Source organism: Lysobacter sp. Root983 (assembly GCF_001429345.1).
Taxonomy (GTDB): domain Bacteria; phylum Pseudomonadota; class Gammaproteobacteria; order Xanthomonadales; family Xanthomonadaceae; genus Lysobacter.
In genome coordinates this window covers 603,729-627,186 of record NZ_LMJO01000017.1, presented here as the reverse complement: position 1 = coordinate 627,186, position 23,458 = coordinate 603,729, and the positions used below count along the sequence as shown (strand labels likewise).

Annotated in this window: 19 protein-coding genes and 2 pseudogenes; 17 read left to right on the top strand and 4 right to left on the bottom strand. The window is 65.3% G+C overall.

All coding sequences use genetic code 11. The features are described 5' to 3' along the window. The 7 genes and pseudogenes from ASE43_RS22730 to ASE43_RS18705 form a co-directional block, all read left to right on the top strand. Positions 1 to 348: pseudogene (locus tag ASE43_RS22730) on the top strand (hypothetical protein); the annotation flags it as partial. A gap of 1 nt (position 349) precedes the next feature. Next, positions 350 to 649: pseudogene (locus ASE43_RS21995) on the top strand (hypothetical protein); the annotation flags it as partial. A 1-nt stretch (position 650) separates the two neighbouring features. Next, a partial coding sequence (locus ASE43_RS21990) for an OmpA family protein (RefSeq protein WP_157500097.1) occupies positions 651 to 1,046 on the top strand: 396 nt, incomplete at its 5' end. A 224-nt stretch (positions 1,047 to 1,270) separates the two neighbouring features. After that, positions 1,271 to 1,786 carry a hypothetical protein gene (locus tag ASE43_RS18720; RefSeq protein WP_056172443.1) on the top strand — a complete coding sequence of 172 codons (516 nt, stop codon included), beginning with the start codon at positions 1,271 to 1,273 and terminating at the stop codon, positions 1,784 to 1,786. A gap of 67 nt (positions 1,787 to 1,853) precedes the next feature. Then, positions 1,854 to 2,600: a pseudouridine synthase gene (locus tag ASE43_RS18715; protein WP_057161497.1), complete on the top strand. Its 747-nt coding sequence runs from the start codon at positions 1,854 to 1,856 to the stop codon at positions 2,598 to 2,600. A gap of 229 nt (positions 2,601 to 2,829) precedes the next feature. Then, the gene (locus ASE43_RS22725; protein WP_235568799.1) at positions 2,830 to 3,330 is read left to right on the top strand and encodes a hypothetical protein; all 501 of its coding nucleotides are present in this window, start codon (positions 2,830 to 2,832) and stop codon (positions 3,328 to 3,330) included. Positions 3,331 to 3,796: 466 nt separating this feature from the next. Beyond that, positions 3,797 to 4,291: a hypothetical protein gene (locus ASE43_RS18705; RefSeq protein WP_057161496.1), complete on the top strand. Its 495-nt coding sequence runs from the start codon at positions 3,797 to 3,799 to the stop codon at positions 4,289 to 4,291. A 69-nt stretch (positions 4,292 to 4,360) separates the two neighbouring features. Here the strand turns inward: ASE43_RS18705 and kbl are convergent, their stop codons facing one another. Together kbl and tdh are read right to left on the bottom strand one after the other, a co-directional pair. Next, positions 4,361 to 5,554 carry a glycine C-acetyltransferase gene (gene kbl / locus ASE43_RS18700; protein WP_057161495.1) on the bottom strand — a complete coding sequence of 398 codons (1,194 nt, stop codon included), beginning with the start codon at positions 5,552 to 5,554 and terminating at the stop codon, positions 4,361 to 4,363. A 111-nt stretch (positions 5,555 to 5,665) separates the two neighbouring features. Next, the gene (tdh, locus tag ASE43_RS18695) at positions 5,666 to 6,700 is read right to left on the bottom strand and encodes an L-threonine 3-dehydrogenase (RefSeq protein ID WP_200943915.1); all 1,035 of its coding nucleotides are present in this window, start codon (positions 6,698 to 6,700) and stop codon (positions 5,666 to 5,668) included. Between the two features lie 144 nt (positions 6,701 to 6,844). Between tdh and ASE43_RS18690 the strand changes: the two genes are divergently transcribed. From ASE43_RS18690 to ASE43_RS21975, 7 genes are all read left to right on the top strand, one after another. Next, on the top strand, positions 6,845 to 8,998 hold the full coding sequence (locus tag ASE43_RS18690; protein WP_056172461.1) for a S46 family peptidase: 2,154 nt from the start codon (positions 6,845 to 6,847) through the stop codon (positions 8,996 to 8,998). 103 nt (positions 8,999 to 9,101) lie between these two features. After that, the gene (locus ASE43_RS18685) at positions 9,102 to 11,273 is read left to right on the top strand and encodes a S46 family peptidase (RefSeq protein WP_057161494.1); all 2,172 of its coding nucleotides are present in this window, start codon (positions 9,102 to 9,104) and stop codon (positions 11,271 to 11,273) included. A gap of 326 nt (positions 11,274 to 11,599) precedes the next feature. Continuing rightward, complete coding sequence (locus ASE43_RS18680; protein ID WP_082607374.1) at positions 11,600 to 14,872, top strand: DUF6531 domain-containing protein; 3,273 nt, start codon at positions 11,600 to 11,602, stop codon at positions 14,870 to 14,872. 61 nt (positions 14,873 to 14,933) lie between these two features. Then, positions 14,934 to 17,144 carry an RHS repeat protein gene (locus tag ASE43_RS18675; RefSeq protein WP_162258812.1) on the top strand — a complete coding sequence of 737 codons (2,211 nt, stop codon included), beginning with the start codon at positions 14,934 to 14,936 and terminating at the stop codon, positions 17,142 to 17,144. Position 17,145: 1 nt separating this feature from the next. After that, positions 17,146 to 17,673 (top strand): hypothetical protein, encoded by a 528-nt coding sequence (locus tag ASE43_RS21985; protein WP_157500077.1) that lies wholly within the window; start codon positions 17,146 to 17,148, stop codon positions 17,671 to 17,673. A gap of 574 nt (positions 17,674 to 18,247) precedes the next feature. Continuing rightward, the gene (locus tag ASE43_RS21980; RefSeq protein ID WP_157500076.1) at positions 18,248 to 18,772 is read left to right on the top strand and encodes a hypothetical protein; all 525 of its coding nucleotides are present in this window, start codon (positions 18,248 to 18,250) and stop codon (positions 18,770 to 18,772) included. Between the two features lie 231 nt (positions 18,773 to 19,003). After that, complete coding sequence (locus tag ASE43_RS21975) at positions 19,004 to 19,468, top strand: hypothetical protein (protein ID WP_157500065.1); 465 nt, start codon at positions 19,004 to 19,006, stop codon at positions 19,466 to 19,468. A 214-nt stretch (positions 19,469 to 19,682) separates the two neighbouring features. Here ASE43_RS21975 and ASE43_RS18665 read toward each other — a convergent pair whose 3' ends face one another. Together ASE43_RS18665 and ASE43_RS18660 are read right to left on the bottom strand one after the other, a co-directional pair. Next, a complete protein-coding gene (locus ASE43_RS18665; protein WP_056172470.1) occupies positions 19,683 to 19,910 on the bottom strand; it encodes a DUF6289 family protein in 228 nt (75 codons plus the stop codon). 130 nt (positions 19,911 to 20,040) lie between these two features. Beyond that, positions 20,041 to 20,271, bottom strand: a complete 231-nt coding sequence (locus tag ASE43_RS18660; RefSeq protein ID WP_056172473.1) for a DUF6289 family protein — start codon at positions 20,269 to 20,271, stop codon at positions 20,041 to 20,043. 389 nt (positions 20,272 to 20,660) lie between these two features. On the opposite strand from ASE43_RS18660, the gene serA reads away from it, so the two are divergent. The 3 genes from serA to ASE43_RS18645 all read left to right on the top strand — a co-directional run bounded on the left by serA (position 20,661) and on the right by ASE43_RS18645 (position 23,352). Continuing rightward, entirely contained in the window at positions 20,661 to 22,226 is a 1,566-nt protein-coding gene (gene serA / locus ASE43_RS18655; RefSeq protein ID WP_056172477.1) for a phosphoglycerate dehydrogenase, read from the top strand. A gap of 1 nt (position 22,227) precedes the next feature. Beyond that, entirely contained in the window at positions 22,228 to 22,872 is a 645-nt protein-coding gene (locus ASE43_RS18650; protein WP_057161490.1) for a histidine phosphatase family protein, read from the top strand. Positions 22,873 to 22,941: 69 nt separating this feature from the next. Next, positions 22,942 to 23,352, top strand: coding sequence for an energy transducer TonB (locus tag ASE43_RS18645; RefSeq protein WP_057161489.1), 411 nt, complete (start codon positions 22,942 to 22,944; stop codon positions 23,350 to 23,352). The last annotated feature ends 106 nt before the right edge of the window (positions 23,353 to 23,458 follow it).

Sequence of the window (23,458 nt, the reverse complement as noted above, 5' to 3'; positions counted from 1 at the left end):
CAGGACCTGTCGTGGAGCCAGTACGGCGTCTCGCTGGACTTCCGTCGCCACTTCATCACCGAAGGCCGCAACTGGAACCCGTACGCCCTGCTGGGTATCGGCTACCAGCGTTCGGAAGAAGAGTTCAACGCGTTCCCGTCGCCGAACTCGCCGGGCCGCCGTGAAGACGGCAACCTGGCCGCCAAGGTCGGTCTGGGCATCCAGGGCGACCTGGGCCGCGTCGGTATCCGTACCGAGCTGGCGTACCGCGCCGACTTCGACGACACCAGCAATGCCGCTCCGCAGGAAGACTGGTTCGGCGACGTGCTGGCTTCGGTCGGCATCATCGTCCCGCTGGGCCCGGAAGCCNGCCGACTTCGACGACACCAGCAATGCCGCTCCGCAGGAAGACTGGTTCGGCGACGTGCTGGCTTCGGTCGGCATCATCGTCCCGCTGGGCCCGGAAGCCTCTGCTCCGCCGCCGCCGCCGGCTCCTGAAGTCGCGCCGAACTGCGCCGACAAGGACGACGATGGCGAYGGCGTGAACAACTGCGACGACAAGTGCCCCGGTTCGCAGGCTGGCCAGACCATCGGTCCGGACGGCTGCCCGGTGCCGGTCTCGATCGACCTGAAGGGCGTGAACTTCGACTTCGACAAGGCCACGCTGCGTNTCGCAGGCTGGCCAGACCATCGGTCCGGACGGCTGCCCGGTGCCGGTCTCGATCGACCTGAAGGGCGTGAACTTCGACTTCGACAAGGCCACGCTGCGTCCGGATTCGACCGCCATCCTCAACGAGGCCGTCGAGATCCTGAAGCGCAATCCGTCGCTGCGCGTCGAAGTCGCCGGTCACACCGACCAGTGCGGTAAGGACGCCTACAACCAGAAGCTGTCCGAGCGTCGCGCTCAGACCGTGTACGACTACCTGACCAGCAACGGCGTGGAAGCGTCGCGTCTGGGCGGTCCGAACGGTTACGGCGAAAGCCGTCCGCTGGAAGACAAGGGTCAGGCGTTCCCGGGCTGCAAGAGCGAGACCAACCGTCGCACCGAGCTGAACTCCCAGAACTAAGGGATGCCAGCCGGTTCTTCGGAGCCCGCCGCAACACACGAAGCCCGGCCCAGTGCCGGGCTTCGTTTTTTCGCGCGCGGCGGCGGGGAATGTGATCGCAACGGCGAAACCGCGGCTAGCGCACGCATGCGCGGTTGTCCGATCCGCCCCCCGCGCCTACACTGCCCAGGTCGTGTCCGGACCCCGTCGGGACATCGCGACGGCCAGACCGGAGGAAGTTCGCCATGCATCGTGTCCTAGCTGCAGCGCCGCTGCTGTTCATCGCTACGATCGCCCAAGCCGAAGTCGGCAACTGCGGTTCGATCACCGCGCCCGCGCTGGCGGTGCAGCCGACCGTGATCGCGCCGATCGCGCCGGAACTGGTCGCCCCCAGCTATCAGCTCGGCTCGCCCACCGGCGTGCTCTCGCAGGCCCTGGACGAATCCCTGTCGGTGGACCGCGTGCTGCTGCGCATGCGCATCGAAGGCTGCAACCTGGCCAACGCCAAACCGGCCGCGGGCGGCATGCCGACCTCGAACGACCCGGCCGCGTACAAGCCCAAGACCCAGTTCGACAACACGCCCTGGCGCTTCGACATGAGCCAGGGCGGCAAGCGCATGACCGCCGACGAATTCAGCGCCTGGATGAAGGCCAAGGGCGTGCGCGTGGCCAAGGGCGCCCCGGGCGCCGCCGCGCCCGCCCCGGCGCCGGCCCCCGTGGTCGAGGCGCCCAAGGACGAGAAGAAGGGCAAGAAGAAGTAAGCCCCGCGTCCGCGCGCGGTTCGCTCTCCCTCGCCGTCGAGGCCGCGCCACGCGCGCGGCCGTGCCCATGACCACCTCGCCCCGTCACGGCCTCGCCCGCGTGCTGTCCAAGCAAGGCCTGTGCTCGCGCAGCGAAGCCGCGCGCTGGATCGCCGCCGGCCGGGTCGCGGTCGACGGCCGCGTGGTGCGCGATCCCGAGTTCCCGATCGCCAGCGCCCCGCGCGCGCGCCCGCGCATCGCCGTGGACGGGCGCGATATCGATCAGGCCGCGCGCCTGTACCTGATGCTCAACAAACCGCGCGGCCTGGTCACCAGCGCCCGCGACGAGCGCGGCCGCGACACCGTCTACCGGTGTTTCGACGGCGCGCTATGGCAGGGCGCGCCCTTGCCCTGGCTGGCGCCGGTGGGGCGCCTGGATCAGGCCAGCGAAGGCCTGCTGCTGTTCTGCAACGACCCCGAATGGGCCGCGCGCATCACCGATCCCGAGCACGGGCCGGACAAGACCTATCACGTCCAGATCGACACGATTCCCGACGACGAGACGCTCGCGGCCCTGGTTGCCGGCGTGATCGAGGAGGGCGTGGCGCTGAGCGCCAAGTCCGCGCGTCTGCTGCGCAGCGGCGAGAAGAACGCCTGGCTGGAAATCGTGCTCGACGAAGGCCGCAACCGCCAGATCCGCCGCCTGCTGGCCGCGTTCGACATCGGCGTGTTGCGCCTGCTGCGGGTGGCGATCGGCGAGTTGGTGCTGGGCGAACTCGGCAAGGGCCAGTGGCGCATGCTCGGCGCATCCGAGATCGCGCAACTCTCGCGCTGATGCGCATTCGCGCCGGCCGAATCGCCGCGAAGACTTAACCGACGCGTCGCTTGCCCGAAAAAAACGTGCGCTGCTGCGGCATCGCTACGTGCGCGCGCGCCGCGATCGCGACATCGCCGAGCGCGCATGCGCGGGATTGTGGCGGAGCGCACCGTTTACCACCTTTGAGTTGCGATCAGCGCACCTAGACTCCCCCGGGACCGATACCTGGACTTGGGGAGTGAGCGACATGCGCAAGATCGTGATGGCCCTGCCGCTGCTGCTGTGCGCGAACTGGCTGGGCGCGCAGGAGCTGCCGTGCCGCGGCGCCGATGCTCCGGCCGCGCAGGCCGAAGTTGCGTTGCTGCTGGAAACGGCCGCGGCCTCGCCCAAGCTCGCGCGCCGCTCGAGCGCGCACGCCGAAGGCCCGCTCGCGCAGGCTTTCGGCCGGGTCGAACCGCTGTCGCCCTCGCTCGCGCCTTCGCCGTTGGGCGCCTGCACGCAGCTGAGCGCACGCCGCGACAAGCGCAAGCGCGGCGGCAGCGCCGCCGCCGCCGCACCGACGGCCTACAAGCCCAAGACCCGCTACGACAACACGCCCTGGCGCTTCAACATGGAGCAGAACGGCAAGCGCATGACCGCAGACGAGTTCGACGCCTGGATGAAGGCCAAGGGCGTGCGCGTGGCCACGGGCGCGCCGGCGCCGGTGCGCAAGGAAGACAAGCGCCGCCGCATCGCGCGCGAGCGCTGACCGCGGCGCTCGCGTCGAGGACGCGCAGAAGGCGCCGCGTGCTCGAACGCCGAGTGGCCGCGTTCGCTCACTCTAGGCCAGGGAGGATGCGTCTACGCGTCGTGGCGACGCGGGTGGCCGAAGCATGCCCTGCGCGATCGCTATCCCTCGACTGGCGCGACTAGACCCGCGCCGCATCGGCGTGCGCACGATCCATTCGCGCATTCGCGGCGTCAGACACTGGTCGCGCGCCACGCGCTTCGGCTAGGCTGCCGTCGCCGCCCCGGTCGCGCCTCCGCGCCGCCGCGCCGGCCGCGTCCATGACGGGCGCGCTATCCGCACAAGGAGGTGGCCGCCGGCCCGGATCGCCCGATCCGCAATCAGACCGGCATCGACGACTCATGCAGCACCCGGCCCGCCCGTTGCGGCGCCGGCGCCTTACCGCGCGCACGATTGCGCGCTTCCCCCAATCTCATGGAGAGCATTCATGCGTCATACCCCCAAGTCCGCCCTGCAAGCCCTGCTGATGCTGCTGATGTTGGCGTTGGCTCCGCTGGTCTCGGCCGATCCGGTCGTCGCCAACCAGAAGCTGCAATTGGCCAAGCTGAACTTCGCCCAGGTCCAACTGCAGCACCAGATCGGCCAGATGCATGCCAGCGCCGGCCGCATCAACGAGGCCCGCGCGGCCTTCGCCGCGGCCAACGTCAATGGCCAGATGCTGACCGTGTCGCTGCTGCAACTGAAGCAGGAAAACCAGCTGACCTACAACAACGGTCAGTACATCAACGGCCCGGCCCAGCAGCGTGCGGTGATGCAGACCGAGCTGGCCAGCATCAACTCGCAGCAGTTGAGCATCGATTTCGCCGTGCTGCAGCAGCAGCCGACCTCGCAGGTCTATCTGTCGCGCGCGCAAATCGATCTGCTGATGCTCACCCAGAGCATGTTGCGGGTCGAGCAGGAAATGATCGCGGCGCAGCAGTAAGCGCCCGATGCGACGGGCCGCCCTGGCGGCGGCCCGTCGTTACGCGTTTATGGCGTCGCCATGGCCGCTTCAGGCTGCGATCACGCCCAGCTCGCGGCCGATCTTCACGAACGCCGCGATCGCGCGGTCCAGATGCTCGCGGGTGTGCGCCGCCGACATCTGGGTGCGGATGCGCGCCTGGCCCTGCGGCACCACCGGGAAGAAGAAGCCGATCGCGTAGATGCCCTCTTCGAGCAGGCGCGCGGCGAACTTCTGCGCCAGCGGTGCGTCGTACAGCATCACCGGGGCGATCGGGTGCACGCCGGGCTTGATGTCGAAGCCGGCCTGGGTCATTCGCTCGCGGAAGTAAGCGGTGTTCTCGGCCAGGCGCTCGCGCAGCTCGCCGGCGGCCGACAGCATCTCGAAGGCCTTGATCCCGGCCGCGACCACGTGCGGAGGCAGCGAATTGGAGAACAGGTAAGGGCGCGAACGCTGGCGCAGCAGTTCGATCACTTCCTTGCGCGCGGTGGTGAAGCCGCCGAGCGCGCCGCCCATGGCCTTGCCCAGGGTGCCGGTGTAGATATCGATGCCGTCCATCGCGCCCTTGACCTCGGCCGAACCGCGGCCGCTGGCGCCGAGGAAGCCGGTGGCATGGCATTCGTCGATGTGAACCAGGGCGTTGTACTTGCGCGCCAGGGCGACGATCTCGTCCAGCGGCGCGATGAAGCCGTCCATCGAGAACACGCCGTCGCTGGTGATCAGCTTGGTCTTGCAGCCGGCCGCGTCGGCGGCCTGCAGCTGCTTCTCCAGGTCGGCCATGTCGCAATTGGCGTAGCGGAAGCGCTTGGCCTTGCACAGGCGCACGCCGTCGATGATCGAGGCGTGGTTGAGCGCGTCGGAGATGATCGCGTCGTGCTCGTCCAGCAGCGGCTCGAACAGGCCGCCGTTGGCGTCGAAGCAGGCCGCGTACAGGATCGTGTCTTCGGTGCCGAAGAAGTCCGCGATGGTCTTCTCGAGCTGCTTGTGCAGGTCCTGGGTGCCGCAGATGAAACGCACCGAAGCCATGCCGAAGCCGTGGGTGTCCAGCGCGTCCTTGGCCGCCTGGATCACGTCGGGATGGTCGGCCAGGCCCAGGTAGTTGTTGGCGCAGAAGTTCAGCACCGTGCGGCCGTCGGCGAGGTTGATCTCGGCCGACTGCGGGCTGGTGATCACGCGCTCGGACTTGAACAGCCCGGCGGCGCGGATTTCGTCGAGGGTGTCGGCGTAACGCTGGGTCAGGGACATAGAGGCCGGGATTCGAGATTGGGGATTAGGGATGGGTAAAGCGAAGCGGGAGGGTTCGGCGAAGTTCGCTTTTGCGAATCTCCAATCCCGAATCCCTAATCCCGGCCTTCATCAGTTCCAGCTCAACACGACCTTGCCGGCCTTGCCGGCTTCCATCAGGTCGAAGCCCTTTTGGAAATCGTCGATCGGCAACTGGTGGGTGAGCACCTTGCCGAGCGGGAAACCGCCCAGCACCAACTGGGTCATCTTGTACCAGGTCTCGTACATCTTGCGGCCGTACATACCGTGCAAGGTCAAGCCCTTGAAGATGATCTTGTCCCAGTCCGCGCCCGCGCCCTTGGGCATGATGCCGAGCATGGCGATCTTGCCGCCGTGGTACATGCAGTCGAGCATGTCGTTGAAGGCGCGTGGGTTGCCGCTCATTTCCAGGCCGACGTCGAAGCCTTCCATGTGCAGGTCGGCCATCACGTCCTTCAGCGACTGATTGGCGACGTTGACCACGCGGGTGGCGCCCATGTCGGCGGCCAGCTTGAGGCGGAAATCGTTGACGTCGGTGACCACCACGTTGCGCGCGCCGATGTGCTTGCAGATGCCGGCGGCGATGATGCCGATCGGGCCCGCGCCGGTGATCAGCACGTCCTCGCCGACCACGTCGAATTCCAGCGCGCAGTGCGCGGCGTTGCCGTAGGGGTCGAAGAAGGCGGCCAGCTCGCTCGGGATCTGGTCCGGGATCGGCCACAGATTGCTGGCCGGCATCACGATGTACTCGGCGAACGCGCCGTTGCGGTTCACGCCGATGCCGACTGTGTTCGGGCACAGGTGCTGGCGTCCGCCGCGGCAGTTGCGGCAGTGGCCGCAGACGATGTGGCCTTCGGCCGAGACGCGCTGGCCGATCGTGTAGCCGGACACGCCGGCGCCCAGCTCGACCACGCGGCCGACGAACTCGTGGCCGATCACCAGGCCGGGCTGGATGGTGCGCTGGCTCCACTCGTCCCACAGATAGATGTGCAGGTCGGTGCCGCAGATCGCGGTCTTCTCGAGCTTGATCAGGACCTCGTTCGGGCCCGGCGCGGGCACCGGCACCTGTTCCATCCAGATGCCCTTGCCGGCTTCGCGCTTGACCAATGCCTTCATCGTTTGCGTCATGGGGTGCTTGCCTTCGAGTGCCGCGCGGAGGCGCGGAAAGAGGCCGAAATTATACGCCCCGGACCCGCGCCGGGGCCCGCCCGGGTTTGCCCGGTCCGGTCCGCATCGCCTATCGTCGCCGCTTCCCTGCGATCCGGATCGACCATGCGCCCCCGTCTGTTAGCCCTGTCCCTGGCCCTGTGCGCCGCGCCCGCCCATTCCGATGAAGGCATGTGGATGCCCTCGCAGCTGCCGGAGATCGCCGGACAGCTACGCGCGGCCGGCTTCCAGGGCCAGCCGGGCGACCTGGCCGAACTGGCCAAGCCGCCGATGAACGCCGTGGTCAAGGTCGGCGGCGCCACCGGCGCCTTCGTCTCCGCCGACGGCCTGGTGCTGACCAACCACCACGTCGCCTTCGGCGTGATCCAGTACAACGCCAAGCCCGAGCGCGACCTGATCGGCCAGGGCTACATCGCCGCCGACCGCGCCGCCGAGTTGCCGGCCAATCCCGACTACCGCGTGCTGGTCACCACCGGCTTCGACAAGATCACCGACCGCATCCTCGCCGACGCGCGCGGCAAGCGCGGCCGCGCCTACTACGACGCGGTCGATGCCGCGACCAAGGCCGCGGTGGCCGACTGCGAACGCGAGCCGGGCGTGCGCTGCAGCGTCGCCAACATGTACTACGGCACCGACTTCTACCTGATCCGCCAGCTCGAGCTGCGCGACATCCGCTTGGTGTACGCGCCGCCCAACAGCATCGGCAACTACGGCGACGAGATCGACAACTTCGTGTGGCCGCGCCACAGCGGCGACTTCACCTTGCTGCGCGCCTATGTCGGCCGCGACGGCAAGCCGGCCGACTACTCGCCCGACAACGTGCCCTACCAGCCGCCGGGCCATCTGCAGGTGTCCACCGATCCGGTGCGCGAAGGCGATTACGCGATGCTGGCCGGCTATCCGGGCGTGACTTTCCGTCATCGCATGGCCTCCGAGTTCAAGCAACAGATCGAATGGCAGCTGCCCTCGCGGGTGGCGCTGTTCGATCGCCTGATCGGCGTGGTCGAGCGTGCGACCGCGAACGATCCCGCCGCCAAGGTGCTGTACGCGGCCCAGGTCGCCAGCGCCAAGAACACCCTCAAGCGCGCCCAGGGCGAGCTCGACGGCCTGCGCCGCAGCGATGCGGTGCGCGTGCGCGCGCAGGACGAAGCCGCGATGCTGGCCTGGCTGGGCCAACAGCGCGACGCCAAGGCGATCCGCGCCGACATCGATGCCGCGCAGAAGGTGCTGGACGCGGCCGCAAAGACCGCCGAGCGCGACCAGCTGCTGACCGCGATCCGCAGCCAGAGCCAGCTGCTGCGCGCCGCGATCACCTTGCAGCGACTGGCGGCCGAGCGCGCCAAGCCCGACGCGCAGCGCGAGTCCGGCTATCAGCAGCGCGACGAAACCCTGATCGCCGGCCAGCTCAAGCAGGTCCAGCGCCGTTACGCGCCGAGCGTCGAAAAGCAACTGCTGCGCGACCTGCTGATCCAGTACCAAGGCCTGCCCAAGGACCAGCGCGTCGCCGAGTTCGATGCGGTGTTCGCGGGTGGCGATGCGGACGGACTGCAAGCCGCGCTCGACACCTTGTACGCCGGCAGCAAACTCGGCGACGAAGCCGAACGCCTGCGCCTGATGAACGCACCGGCCGCCGAATTGCAGGCCTCAGACGACAGCCTGCTCAAGGCCGCCGCCGCGCTGATGCCGGCGCTGCTGCGCCTGGAACAGGACAGCAAGAGCCGCGAAGGCGAACTGCTGCGCCTGCGTCCCGCCTACATGCGCGCGCTGATCGGCTACCGCAAATCGCAGGGCCGCGCGGTCTATCCGGACGCCAACTCCACCTTGCGCGTGAGCTACGGCAAGGTCAGCGCGATGGACCCGCGCGACGGCGTGCGTTATCGCCCGCTGACCACCGTCCAAGGCATCCTCGAGAAGCACACCGGCGCGGAGCCGTTCGACGCACCGCAGACCTTGCGCGCAGCGATCGCCAAGGGCGATTTCGGCAGCACGGCCGACCCCGAACTCAAGACCCAGACCGTCGATTTCCTGACCAACCTGGACACCACCGGCGGCAATTCCGGCTCGCCGGTGTTGGATGCGCATGGCAAGTTGATCGGCCTGAACTTCGACAGCAACTGGGAAGCGGTGAGCGCCAGCTGGATGTTCGATCCGCGCTACAAGCGCGCGATCCACGTCGACATGCGCTACCTGCGCTGGCTGCTGGCCAAGGTCTATCCGGCCCCGCACCTGCTCAAGGAAATGCAGTTGCCGGCCGAATAAGCCGCATCGGCAAAACCTGAACAGCCCGGGCAGGACTTTCGTCATGCCCGGGCCCACCCCCGGCGGGCTAGACTCGCCGGTCGATTAGCGCAAGGAGTGTTGCATGCGATATACGGCGTTGGCTGCGGCCATGGCGATGACGGGAACGTTCGCGGTCGGGGCTGGCCTCGCGCACGCGGGCGAGGGCATGTGGGTGCCGCAGCAGCTGCCGGAGATTGCCGGCCCGCTGAAGAAGGCCGGCTTGAAGTTGAACGCCAAGCAGCTGGCCGACCTCACCGGCGACCCGATGGGCGCGGTGGTCTCGCTGGGCGGCTGCACCGCCAGCTTCGTGTCGCCGCAGGGCCTGGTGGTGACCAACCACCACTGCGCTTACGGCGCGATCCAGCTCAACTCCACGCCAGAGAAGAACCTGATGCGCGACGGCTTCAATGCCGCCACGCCGGGCCAGGAAGTCTCCGCCGGCCCGAACGCGCGCATCTACGCGCTGGATTCGATCCAGGACGTGACCAAGCAGGTCAAGGACGCGATCGCCGCCGCCCCGGACGCGATCGGCCGCACCCGCGCGCTGGAAAGCGTGGAGAAAAGCCTGGTCGCCGCCTGCGAGGCCGACGCCGGTTTCCGCTGCCGCCTTTACAGCTTCTCCGGCGGCAACGTCTATCGTTTGTTCCGCAATCTCGAGATCAAGGACGTGCGCCTGGTCTACGCGCCGCCCGGCAGCGTCGGCAACTACGGCGGCGAAGTCGACAACTGGATGTGGCCGCGCCACACCGGCGACTTCTCGTTCTACCGCGCCTACGTCGGCAAGGACGGCAAGCCCGCCGCCTATGCCGCCGACAACGTGCCCTACCAGCCCAAGCATTGGCTGAAGATCGCGACCCAGCCGCTGGGCGCGGGCGACTTCGTGATGGTCGCCGGCTACCCGGGTTCGACCAGCCGCTACGCCCTGGCCGAGGACTTCGACAACACCGCGCAGTGGACCTATCCCACCGTCGGCGGCCACTACAAGAAACTGGTCGCGATGGTCCAGGCCGAAGGCGCCAAGAACCCCGACATCGCGGTCAAGTACGCCAGCACCGTGCGCGGCTGGCAGAACGCGATGAAGAACTACGACGGCCAGCTCGACGGCTTCCAGCGCATCGGCGCCAGCGAGAAGAAACACGCCGAGGACGCCGCGGTGCTGGAGTGGCTGCGCAAGCAGGGCGCCAAGGGCGAGCCGGCCCTGGCCGCGCACGAAACCCTGGTCCAGATCGGCGACCAGGCCCGCGCCAATCGCGAACGCGACCTGGTGTTCAGCCAGTTCCGCAACACCGGCGCGATCGGCGCCGCGCTGCAGCTCTATCGTCTTTCGATCGAACGCGCCAAGCCCGATCCCGAGCGCGAGCAGGGCTATCAGCAGCGCGATCTGCCGTCGTTCGAAGGTGCGATGAAGCAGATGGAGCGCCGCTACGATCCCAAGATGGACCGCCAGCTGCAGGCCTACTGGCTGGCCGAGTACCTCAAGCTGCCGGCCGCGCAGCGTATTCCCGCGCTCGACAAGTGGCTGGGCGGCAACGACGACAAGGCGGTCAAGCGCGCGCTCGACAAGTTGGCCAAGACCAAGCTGGGCGGCACCGAGCAGCGCATGAGCCTGATGCAGGCCGACCGCGCCGCGTTCGACAAGAGTAAGGACCCGGCGATCCAACTGGCGGTGGCGATCATGCCGACCGTGCTCAAGTTGGAGGAAGAGGGCAAGACCCGCGCCGGCGACACCCTGGTCGCGCGTCCGATCTACCTGCAGGCGGTCGCCGACTACAAGAAGAGCAAGGGCCAGTTCGTGTATCCGGACGCGAACTCCTCGCTGCGCATCACCTTCGGCAACGTGATGGGCTACACCAAGACCGACGGCAGCAAGCAGGTGCCGTTCACCAAGCTGGAGGAGGTTGCGGCCAAGGCCACCGGCACCGATCCCTTCGACGCGCCCAAGAGTTTGCTCGACGCGATCGCGGCCAAGCGTTACGGCGGCCTGACCGACAAGCGCCTGGGCACGGTGCCGGTGAACTTCCTGTCCAACCTCGACATCACCGGCGGCAACTCCGGCTCGCCGGTGCTGGACGGCAGCGGCAAGCTGGTCGGCCTGGCCTTCGACGGCAACTGGGAATCGGTGAGCTCGAACTGGGTGTTCGACCCGACCATGACCCGCATGATCGCGGTCGATCAGCGCTACATGCGCTGGATCATGCAGGAGGTCTACCCGGCGCCGCAGTTGCTGCAGGAGTTGAACGTCGCGCCGAAGTAAGGTGCGATGAGCAAGCGAAAAGGCCGGGCGATGCCCGGCTTTTTTGTGCCGGACGATAAGGGTTTCTCATTCCATACGTGCTCCAGGTTCGAGCATTATCGCAAGGTGAAGTTGCGAAAAAATCTTCCTCTAGTTCACCGATATGTGCTCGGTTGTGCATGGATTGCATGCGGTGTGTGTCTTAGTCGTGGAGATAGTGCAGACAGCTCAACTATCGCGTTTGTAACCTGGTTTTTTGGCGTGCAAGACTGTCCTCGACGCCGCTGTTTGTTTGCGCGAAATCGCGTCGGAACAAATCGCGAATGACTCAACGGGGATGAGGTCGCATGTCGCTTTCGATTTCTGCCGCAGCGGCAATGCGGCGCTTGTCATGGCTGTCTCTCTCCTGCTGCGTGTTGCTTGCTCCATGGACTAGCGCGAGCGCAGAGGATTCCAATCCGCCGACGCATCGCGAGGACCCGGGCAGCGGAGAGCGGATCACCGATATCGATCCGGTCTCGGCGGTCTACGTTACCGGTCCCGAGGACTTCAATCCGGGGCTGACGGTGGTCGACACCACGCGCAACGTCGACGGCAGCGAGTTGCGGTTGAACGATGGTGGGGCGCAGGCGCCCGACGATAAGAAGGCGAACGACCGCAAGTGCCCCAGGCACGGCAATCCGATCATTCTGGCTACGGGCAACAAGACCGAGCCGGAGCTGGACTTTGCCGCTGTCGGTGAAATGCCGCTGCATCTGCAACGCGTATGGAACCAGCATTGGGACGGCATCGGCCTGTTCGGCTACAAGTGGATCAGCAGCTTCGACTATCGGCTCAGCTTCGGCGGCAGCTATTGGAACGCGACCTGCTACGCCCGGCCGAGTATCGCGCCGTGCGCCGATATGTCCGCGGCGAGCGAAATCTGGGCGCACAAGCCCGATGGCCGCAAAGTGCGGTACCTGAAAGCCGCCGATGGCGTGTTCTACGAAGATAAGGCCGGGCCGATCTCCACGATCGTGCGTACCGCCGACGGCAACTGGTCGCTGAAGGGAGAGGAAGACGAAGTCGAGATCTACAACGCCAGCGGCTACCCCATTTCAGTGAAGAGCGCACAGGACGTCGGCTGGACCTTCGCGCACGGTGGACTCAACGGCACGCAGCTGCAACGGGTCACGCACAGTTCCGGTCGTTACGTACAGCTGATCTGGAGCGGCGATGAACTGGTAGAGGTCCGCGACCCTGCGGGCAACGCATACCGCTATACCTACAGTCAGCAGAAGGTCTACGACGGGATGCATCTGTTGGCGTCCACCGCTCTTCCCGGGACGCCGGCTACCGTTCTGTCCTATCACTACAGCGCGATCAACGGCGAGCCCGATTACGGCGGCTACGCGTTGACCGGAAAGTCCTACAACGGCGTCCGCTATTCATGGTTCACCTACACCAATGACGGCGACTTCATGGCCACCAGCACCCAGCATGCCGGCGGCGTGGAGCGCTTCGCGTATGCCTACCAGTTCGCCGCCAATGGGTCGCTGGATGTGACCGAAACAAACCCGCTGGGCAAGCAGGCGGTCTACAAGTTCAATCCGGAAGGCCAACTGGCGGAAGTGGTCGGTCTGGCCAGCGCCAACTGTCCGGCCAGCGGACGTTCTAGCACGTTCGATGTCAACGGAAATCCCGATCGCGTCTGGGACTTCAAGGGCAATGTCGTGGACTTCGACTACAACGCAAAGGGCCAGTTGGGCAAGAAGGTGGAGGCGAACGGGCGCCCGGAGGCTCGTACGACCTTGTATGCCTGGGATGCGAATCGTGTGCGCATCGCTAATATAACCGTCGAGGGAGATAGCCGGATCGACTACACGTATACGACGGGGAATCGCATCGCCTCGGTATCGGCGACGAATCTGTCCGCCAACGGGGTGGCGGGACAGAGCCGAACGACCGCCTACACCTACTCGCAGCATTCCAACGGCTTGTTGGCCAGCGTTTCGGTCGATGGCCCGTTGGCGGCGGACACCGTCACCCAGACGTTCAGTCCGGCTGGCGATCTGATTGAATCCAAGAACGCGCTCGGGCATGCCACGACTTACGCCAACTACAACGCGCTTGGGCAGGCCGGCCGTGTAACCGGGCCCAATGGCGACGTCACCGAATTCGTATACGACGCTCGCGGCCGGCTTACGGCCAGGAAGGCAGTTATTGCCGGCGTGGCGCAGACGACAGCGTTCTCGTACGACGCGTTCGGACGCCTAGCCAGCGTGCAGACGCCGGATGGGCGGGTGCGGAAGCTGGAATACGACGCGGCTTGGCGTTTGGCGCGCGAGTACGAGGCCGAAGCCGGCGGCACCTATGCGGTCAAGCGCTATGCCTACAACAACGCATCGCAAGTCACGTCGGTGACGACCGAGAGGACCACGGCGGTGCACCCGCCGGCTGCGACCCCGGTGCTGACTCTGCCTGCCACCGGAGGCGACGGCGCATACACCGCCAGTTGGACAGCCGTGGCTGGCGCCGAAAGTTACTTCCTTAGCGAGAGCTATAACGGCGGGGCCTGGGCGACTTCCTACAGCGGGCCGGACCTGGGTAAGGCGTTTGCCGGTCGCGCGGCAGGTACTTACCAGCATGGCATCACCGCCTGCAACGCAGCCGGGTGTGGCGCCTGGTCGGCGGCCGCCGCCGTCAATGTGGTCTACCGCCCCAGTACGGCTCCCGCGCTGACGGCACCTGCTCAAAGCACTTCCGGCGCCTACACCGTGAGCTGGGGCGGCGTGGCCGGCGCCAGCAGCTATCGGCTCGAAGAGAGCATCGGCGGTACCTGGGCCATGGTGCATGACGGGTCGGCAACCAGTAAATCCTTCGTCGGAAAGAATGCCGGGTCCTACAGTTACCGCGCTGCCGCCTGCAATGCCGCCGGTTGCGGCGCGCTGTCGGCCGTTGTCGGGGTCACCGAGATCGACCCTCCCGGCGCGCCGCCGAATTTGTCGGCGCCGGCGGTAAATGCCAATGGCAGCTACACGGTCGCTTGGACCTCCGTTGCCGGCACATCCAGCTACCAGCTCGAGGAGAGCGTGAACGGCGGCGCCTGGGCGCAGGTCAGTCAAGACGCCGCCACCAGCCGCGCGTTCAGCGGCAAGCCCAGCCATCTCGATCACGCCTACCGCGTGCGCGCCTGCAACTCCGCTGGCTGTGGTGCGGTGTCCTCGGCCGTGACCGTGCAGCACGTCATCTATGGCGCGCAGTACGTTGCCCAATCCTTTCCCGGCAGTATCGCGCCGGGTCAGGCGATGTCGGTGAGCGTGCAGATGCGCAACACCGGCAACGCGCCATGGACGGATGCTGACGTGTATAGGCTGGGCTCGCAGGCGCCGGCCGACAACACCGAGTGGGGCCTGCATCGGGTTGCTGTAGCGGGTAGCGTCGCACCTGGAGAAGTGGCGACGTTCAACTTCACCATCGTCGGGCCGCAATCCGATACCGGGCAGACCCGTTACGTCCAGTGGCGCATGGTCCGCGATGGCGTGACCTGGTTCGGCGATCAGACGCCTTTCACCGGCATCTGGCTGGAAGGCCCCGATCCGAACAACTGCGGAAACAATCCGAACTGCCATGCGAACTGAGCCGCGGCATAGGGTTCGCTCGGATCAGGCCATCAAGGTGAGTGCAATGCAGGGGATGGAAATGCTCGTCGATCGTCGTGCTCTTTGGGTGCTGGCGTTGTGTCCATTCACGGTGCTGGCCGGTACCGAGGTCAGTCACCGCGTCTACTACGACTACGACGAACTGGGGCGCGTCATCGCCGAGCGCGGCGCCTACGCGAACAGTCGTTTGGTCACCTACACCTACGATGCGAACGGCAACGTCGAGTCGATGACCGAAGGGGCCGCGGGCCAGGAGCGCACGACCGTTCTGGCCTACGATGGGCTGGACCGGCTGGTAGCCGCAACCGATCCATTGCAGCAGGTTGTGCGCTTCGAGTACGACCGCGGCAACCGCCTGGTCAAGGTGACTGACGCGCGCGACAAGGCCACGAGCTACGTGTACGACGGCTTCGGCCAGCTGTGGTCGCAAGTCAGCCCCGATACCGGCACCACTTCGTTTGCCTACAGCGCAGACGGCCTACGCAGCAGCATGACCCGCGCGGGTGGACAGGTGACCAACTATGGCTACGACGGTTTGGGGCGGTCGACTTCGGTCTCCGCGGGCGGACAAACACATGCCTACGCCTACGATAGCTGTGCTCTGGGCAAAGGCCGGCTGTGCAAGGTGACCGACGCCGCGTCGCACGGGACTCTGGAGTACAGCTACAACGCGGAGGGGCAGGTGCTGGCCCAGAAGCAGAGAATCGGCACCAGCGCTACCGTGTTCGACCAGACCTTCAGCTACGACGGTCTCGGACGTGTCAGTGCGATCGCGTACCCCAGCGGCGTCACGGTGAACTACGCCTATCAGCAAGGGCAGCTTTCGGCTATCACCGCCACCGTTGCTGGCATTTCCCGCAACGTACTCACAGGGCTGAGCTACCGGCCGTTCGGCCCGATTAGTGCCTGGACTTACGGCAATGGTCTGGTTCGAACCTACAGCCGCAACGAAGACGGTCAACTGCTCGGCTTGAGCTCGGCGCTCGGCGCCGATGTGCGTCAGAGCCTGACCTACGGCTACAACCAGGCCAACGAAATCACAGCGATCACCAACGGCGCCAACAGCGCGCTGACCCAGAGTTTCGCCTACGACAAGCTCGCCCGCCTAACTGCGGTCACCGCCAGCAACGCCAACCAGGCCTTCGCTTACGACGCCAACGGCAATCGCACCAGTCATACCTGGGCTGGGCAGACCGACACCTACAGCGTATCCCCCACCAGCAATCACCTGCAGGCGATCACCGGCTCGCGCGCCAAGAGTTTCACTCTGGACACGAACGGCAACGTCACTGCCGTAACGGGAGCGACCTACGCATACGATCCATTCAACCGCCTGAGCGGCGTCACCAAGGGCGGCGTGACCACCGCCTACTGGGTCAACGGCCTGGGTCAGCGCACGCGCAAGGATCAGGGCTCATCGGCTACCACGACTGGCTATACCTATGGCTTGGACGGCCAGCTCGCGACCGAGCACAGCGTGGGGAGTAATGCCTGGAAAACCTATCTGCGCCTAGGTGGCGAGGTAGTGGGTCTGGTGAGGTCGGGCGACAGCGAGGTCTATGCGGTGCATTCCGATCACTTGGGGCGGCCGGAGTTGGTAACTAACGCGACGAAAACCAGTGTCTGGCGAGCCAGCAATTCTGCCTTCGATCGGGTGGTCACCCAGGACTCCATCGGTGGCTTGAATTTGGGGCTTCCAGGGCAGTACTACGACGCGGAGTCGGGGCTGTGGCATAACGGCTTCCGAGATTACGATGCCAGCATCGGGCGATACATACAGTCTGACCCGATTGGACTGCGCGGAGGGGTCAACACGTATAGCTACGTGTTTGGAAATCCTATTCACCTTGTTGACCCGGTCGGCTTGAGTGGCGGGACGTTTGTTCAGATGTATGACGCCTACATGCGGCACTACTATCGCAATGCACTGAATGTCGTGCCTCCAAATCGAGCGGTCGCCCAGGCCGCGGGAAACTGGAATCAGATGCCGCCAGCCCAGAGCGTGTTTCACCAGCAAGGAAAGGATGGCAAAGACAATACGAAATGGATTGATGACTCGGGTCGCTGTGAAGCGGTCTATGACGGGCAGGGGAACTTGGTTACTGACAGCTTGAACGGGGGGACGTATAACTATGCTTCGCCATATGAGGGCTACGGTTACAACCACGTGATGCTTGATGTTATCCCATATCTTTTGTGGGGAAATGGGCCGATCATAGTTGACTTGGCACCCGTGGTTGTTCGCCCTTAGGATGAAAATATCATCGATTATTAAGCGGATTTTGATGCCGGCCTTTGTGGCGGTTCTTACCGTGTTTGCTCTCGGAGTGGCGATATTTGATCGGTATCGCTATTACGACTATGAGGAGGCCAACTGTTCAGCGGATGGGCTCTTGATAAAAGCGAAGTTGGTGGGTTCATTTCAAACGGAGCGCCCCAATGAAAGATCGGCGCCGTATTTTTTGCGCATTGACGTCGCCAAGGCAGCACAGGAAGACATCGCCGGCGAAGCTGTGAATGTAAGTCGCCTTGCTCTTGTCTCCCTGACAACAGCAAAGACAGTTGATCTTCAGGAGCCATCTAGGCATCAATTCGCTCCTGATGTGGTTGTCTATCTCATTCAGCCAATTGTGATGCCCTTTGAGGACTATGAGCTGATTGGGGATTTGACGTCGAGCACATCAGCGCCGATCGATCACACGCAGTTTCGATGTCGCTTGCATAGAAAGTTTGATCAGGAACTGCGCATCCCGTTGTGGGACAAGCTTTTAAGCGTATAGCCTAGAAAATGTGATCTTGTTTCGTGTCGCAAGGCTTCTCCTACTTTGGCAAGGGTCTTAGGAAGCAAAGCTGCCCCATAACGCAGCTATCTTTCTGAAATGCATAAGCACATATGCCTATGCGAGCGGAAATACGCTTAGCCTAGTTGATCCACTCGGTTTGGCTGACGGCATTCCAAATCCGAACGGCGTGGTGCCGGGAGGTCCGTGGACCCCTCACGATGCCAACCGCCCGGGTCAATTTCTGGGGCCGAAACCGGAAGATGGAAAAGGCGGGCGATCGCAGTGCTAGTACGTTCCTCCAGAAGTAAAAGGAGGGCCTCCAGGTAGTAAAGGCTATTGGAAGACTTCGGAGCATGGTAAGAAAGGTTGGCAACGATTCAATCTGATGGGACAACCCATTACTCCTGCTCAAGCACACAAGATACCTGGGCGCGCACCGCCAGGTCCTGGTCCGCGCAGTCTAGTGCCGGCGCTCGGCGGGCCTGCAGTGTTGCTTGGCTACCTGATGTTCTATGCGGAAGACCTCAACGCGAGTGAAGTCGATCCAAACCTTGTCTACTAGGTGATGATGATGGATGTGCGCTGTGCTACTCGTACTGAAGCTAGCGAATTTCTTCAGTCGCTTGGAATGATGCTGGGAGACTGGGGTCAGCTCAAGGATATTGATAGAGAGAGCTGCAGGTACGAACGCTTTCAACCGCGTGCACAGACTTTAGATCTGTACGAACTCGCTCGAGTATTGCTGGATTGGGTTGGATTTCAAAATCGGATGCTTCTGCAGTTCGACAACTCGACTATGTTTCAGGAAGATGAGCCGTCGGTAATTCGTGCTCTGGGCTTCGACGAGATTTTATCGGGAGAGCACGAGAGCAGGACGCTAATTGTCGATACTGCATCGGATGAGAATTCCTCGGTGAGGGCGAAGCTCGTTCTGCTTATCGTTTTCGGGATTTCTTTCGAGTGGAACATGTACTTCGTTTCTTCGGAGTCGGCGCGTGGTCAGGGACTTGGGCTGCTTGATGGTGTCGTGTGCTTCTTTGGAGATGAGGCCAGGCTAAGCGAGTCGATCAACATAATTGAGAGGTTTGGTGTATAGCGTATGCAGGAGGTCGCCTGAGCTTGAACGCTGAACGCGTTGAGAGTCGGCGAGTGGGTAATTTCAGGGTTGACTTGGATCTGCCTGCCTAGGAAGACGGTATTTAGCCGGTTCGCGGGACAACCATTTCGTGGCCGGGGTAGGAAGGGAGCCCATGGGTCTAGTAGCTCCGCCGGATCGTCAGGCTGTACTTGACGCGCTCGGTTGCAATTGCCAGTGCGGCGTTGGCCAGTGAGCATAGTCAAGCACGGCACGATCGTCGCGATCGTCCTCAGTCTTTTGTCTGGTTGTGTCAGTGGGGCAGACAATGAATCGCTCGAAAGCCGCGTCTCCAGACTCGTTGATCAAGCAACGAAATCGGCACGGGCTGAGGCGAGGGCTTTCAGTGAGCTGGAATCACTCGGTGGCCAAGCAGTGCCTTATCTGGTTGGTCATCTTGGTGACGTGCGGCCTTTAGCGGAAGAAAGAATCAACTTGGAGAACAATGCACCGGATGCTTTTGAGGCGGTGCGGCATTACGGCCCTGATACGGTGCCTGATGCCCTGGCGGCAATTTTGAATCAGGTTGCAGGTCAAGACTTCGTCTTTGTTTACAACGGCGCTACGTCACGCGAGCGCGAAGAGAATCGCCGCAGATGGGTCGAGTGGTGCCATTCGAACTATCGGGATCAAGCGGAGATATGCAGCGGACAATAGTATTGTCGAGGTCGCATCCTCGCTCGCTATGGGGTCGCGGCGTAGCAAGCCAGTCAGTATGTACAACGGCTGTGACTTCGTCAGAGCGCTTGGCTGGTGAGCTCGATGATTAGGTGGTGGTGTGACCGCGGTCTGGACCGCTCTTCCCCGCGGCTGCGCGAATGCGAAGGCCGGGCCTAGGCCCGGCCTTCGCTTCCGAAACCGTCGTTAGGGCTTAATCCCCCGGGCAGAACGCATGCCCCGAGCTATACCGCGAAGTCAGCACGCCGGACTGGTAGTAGGTGCCGTCGCAGTCCATCGAGGACTCGCCGACCACCTGGCCGTTGGCGTCGAAATAGACATAGAACTCGCCGATCTCGTCGGCGATCGGCGGGCGGGCGAGGGCGGCGGTGGCGTAGACGGCCAGGGCGAGGCCCAGACCGATGACGAGGCGCTTACGCATGGGTGTTTCTCCTTGGATGCGGCGCGGACGACGCGGTTGCGCGACGGGGCGCCGGTACGGCGGTGGTGGGCTGCACGCATGCGCATCGTGGCGCCTGCGCGGTGGCGGGTCGGCGGATCGGCGGATCGGCTTAGCGCGGATCCGGGTCGCAGATGAAGTAGCCGTCGGCGTAGTTCTTGGTGAACTTGCCCCAGGAGGCATGGCTGCCATCGCAGTTGATGGCTTGGTAGCCGACCACCGCGCCATTGGCGTCGTAGTAGTAATAGAACTGGCCGGGGCCGGTCGGCCCGACCGCGGCGATCGCCGCGCCCATGGTCGCCGCGGCCAGCAAGCCGAGGGTCCAGGCGGTCTTCTTTCGCATCTTCCACTCCCTGTCGTCGAATGCGCCGGCGTCGTTGCCGGCGCTGCGACCGTAGGCAGAAAATTGTTTGCGCGCAGTGAGGCCGAAACTAAGATTTCGTGACTTTGTGACCGCGGTCCGCATGAGTATCGCGAATTGATTAGCCAGGCACATCGGCAGGGTGACGCCGGTGCGGCGCTTGCAACCGCGCCCGGCTTTGCTACTCTGCGCCTTCAGTCGCGGATTCCCATGCCAGCCGGCCCCGTCTCCCGACCCGTGTCAGATGCCGCTTTACCGCGGCCGCGTCGCCCAAGGTCCGTGCCTCCCAGGACCCGCCGGTAGCCGCATCCTGTTCCCGCAGTGCCGGCTCATAGGCTTTCCGCGCTCCCATCCCACGAATGGAGCTTGCGATGAAAGTACTGGCCTGCGATGGCATCCACGAAGACGGTTTGGCCCTGTTCCGCGAGGCGGGCTGGGACGTCGTCGTCGCCCCCGCCCCGATCAAAGATCCCGACGTGCTGGCCCTGGCGCTGGCCGATGTCGACGCCGTGCTGGTGCGTTCGGCCACCGCGGTGCCGGCCCAGGCCCTGCGCGAGGCCAAGCAGCTGCGCGTGATCGGCCGCGCCGGCGCCGGCGTGGACACCATCGACGTCGACGCCGCCACCGCGCGCGGTATCGCGGTGATGAACGCGCCCGACGGCAACACCCTGGCCGCGGCCGAGCACGCGATCTCGCTGCTGTTCGCCCTGGCCCGCCACATTCCGCGCGCCGACGCCGGCATGAAGGCCGGCGAGTGGCCCAAGGCCGGCCTGACCGGCTTCGAGCTGGAAGGCAAGAAGCTGGGCGTGATCGGCCTGGGCCGGATCGGCGGCACGGTCGCGCGCAAGGCCCAGGGCATCGGCATGGAAGTGGCCGCCTACGATCCCTTCCTGCCCGCGTCCGCCGCCGGCAAGGGCAGCGTGCCGCTCAAGACCCTGGACGAGCTGCTGGCCTGGGCCGACGTGGTCACCCTGCATATCCCGCGCACCAAGGAAACCACCAACCTGCTGTCGGAAGCGCGCATGCGCGCGATGAAGAAGGGCGCCTACCTGATCAACGCCGCGCGCGGCGGGCTGGTCGACGAGGCCGCGCTGCTGACCCTGCTGGATGAGGGCCACATCGCCGGCGCCGCGCTCGACACCTTCGCCACCGAGCCGCTGCAGGCCGACTCGCCGCTGCGCGCGAACGCCAAGCTGATCCTGACCCCGCACCTGGGCGCGTCCACCAGCGAAGCGCAGCAAGCGGTGAGCACGATCCTGGCCCGCCAGATCATCGACTTCGTCGCCACCGGCGCGGTCGCCGGCTGCGTCAACCTGCCGCCGCTGACCGCCGAGGCCGCGCGCGAGGTCGGGCCGTGGATGCCGCTGATGTCCTCGCTGGGCCGCCTGGCCGCGCGCCTGGTGCCGGCGCCGACGCGTCTGGAGATCACCTACGCCGGCCGCACCGACGCGCTCGACACCCGGCCGCTGTCGCGCTTGCTGGTGGCGGCCTTGCTCGGCACCGCCTCCGGCCGCGTCACCCCGGTCAACGCCCTGCAGGAAGCTGCCGCGCGCGGCCTGACCGTGGCCGAAACCCTGGGCGGCGACGGCGACGGTTTCGACCGCCTGCTCAAGCTGCGCGTGGTCGGCGAAAACCGCACCCGCGAGATCGAGGCGACCCTGCACCGCGGCCCGCGCGTGGTGCGCTTGGACGGCGTCGAGATCGAATTCGATCCGCAGGCGCATGTGCTGCTGCTGCGCAACGAGGACCGCCCCGGCATGATCGGCCTGGTCGGCAGCCAGCTCGGCGCGGCCGGCGTCAACATCGTGAACTTCGCGCTGGGCGCGGCCGGCGACGGCCAGGCGCGCGCCGCGATCACGGTCGACAAGCCGGTCACCGAAGAGCAACTGGCCACGCTGCGCGCAACCCCCGGCATCCTCTCGCTGGCGCAGGTCTGACATGCGCATCCTGCTAGCACGCCACGGAGAAACCCCCTGGAACGCCGAAGGCCGTTACCAGGGCCAGGAAGACATTCCGCTGTCGCCGATCGGCGAGGCGCAGGCGATCGCCCTGGGCGAACGCCTGCGCGAGGTCGAGATCGCACGCGCGGTGGCCTCGCCGCTGGTGCGCGCGCGCCGCACCGCCGAGCTCGCGCTGGGCGAGGCACGCGCGGCCACGCTGCAGTTGGATCCCGGCCTGATGGAGATCGCCCACGGTACTTGGGAAGGCCTGCTCGCCAGCGAAATCCGCGAGCGCGACGGCGAACGCCTGCAAGCCTGGCGCGATGCCCCGCACGAGGTGCTGATGCCCGGCGGCGAATCGATCCAGCACGTGCTCGATCGCGCCTGGCCCGCGTTCGCGCGCGCGACCGAGGGCCTGGGCGAGCACGACACCCTGCTGGTGGTCGCCCACGATGCGGTCAATCGCGTGCTGCTGTGTAAGGTGCTCGGCATTCCCTTGGCCAAGCTGTGGACCTTCCGCCAGGCGCCGACCACGCTCAACCTGCTCGAAGGCAACGACGTCGATCATCTGGACGTGGTGCGGCTCAACGATTGCAGCCATCACACACTGTTGTTCGGCGAAGCGGTGCACCGCGCGTTGTAAGCTCGGGCCCGATGCCGCGTCCGCTCGGGCGCGGCATCGTTCCGCATCCGGGCCGACATGGGGAGCGTCATGAAATCAGGACCGCTGTTGGTCGCCTTGCTGCCGCTGGCCACGACGGCCGCGGAGCAATCGCCGGCCGCGCCATCGGTCTCGCAATCGCCAGGCGAGACCGGGACCATGCCGGACGATTGCCCGGCCTACGATCCGGCATCGGCGCCGTCGCGGCAGCCGCCGACCTATCCGCCGGCGATGGCGGAGCAGGGTCTGTCCGGCGTCGCGATTCTGGTGCTGGCGATCGATCGCTGCGGACGGATCGCGGAAGCCCGCGTGGAACGCAGTTCCGGCTATCCCGAGTTCGACCAGGCCGCGCTGGAGGCGGCGATGCGCTGGCGGATGACGCCCGCCTATCGCGACGGCGAGGCCGTGGCCAGCCGGGTGCGGCGGCCGGTGCGCTTCGAACTGCTGGAAGACTTGCCCTAGTCGCGGGACGCTGCGATTCCCGGCGGGGCGCGTCGGACCGGCCCGGCTACGGCGCCAGGCAACGCAAATTCGCCGGCGGGTTGCCGCATGTCGCATGGCTCGGCTC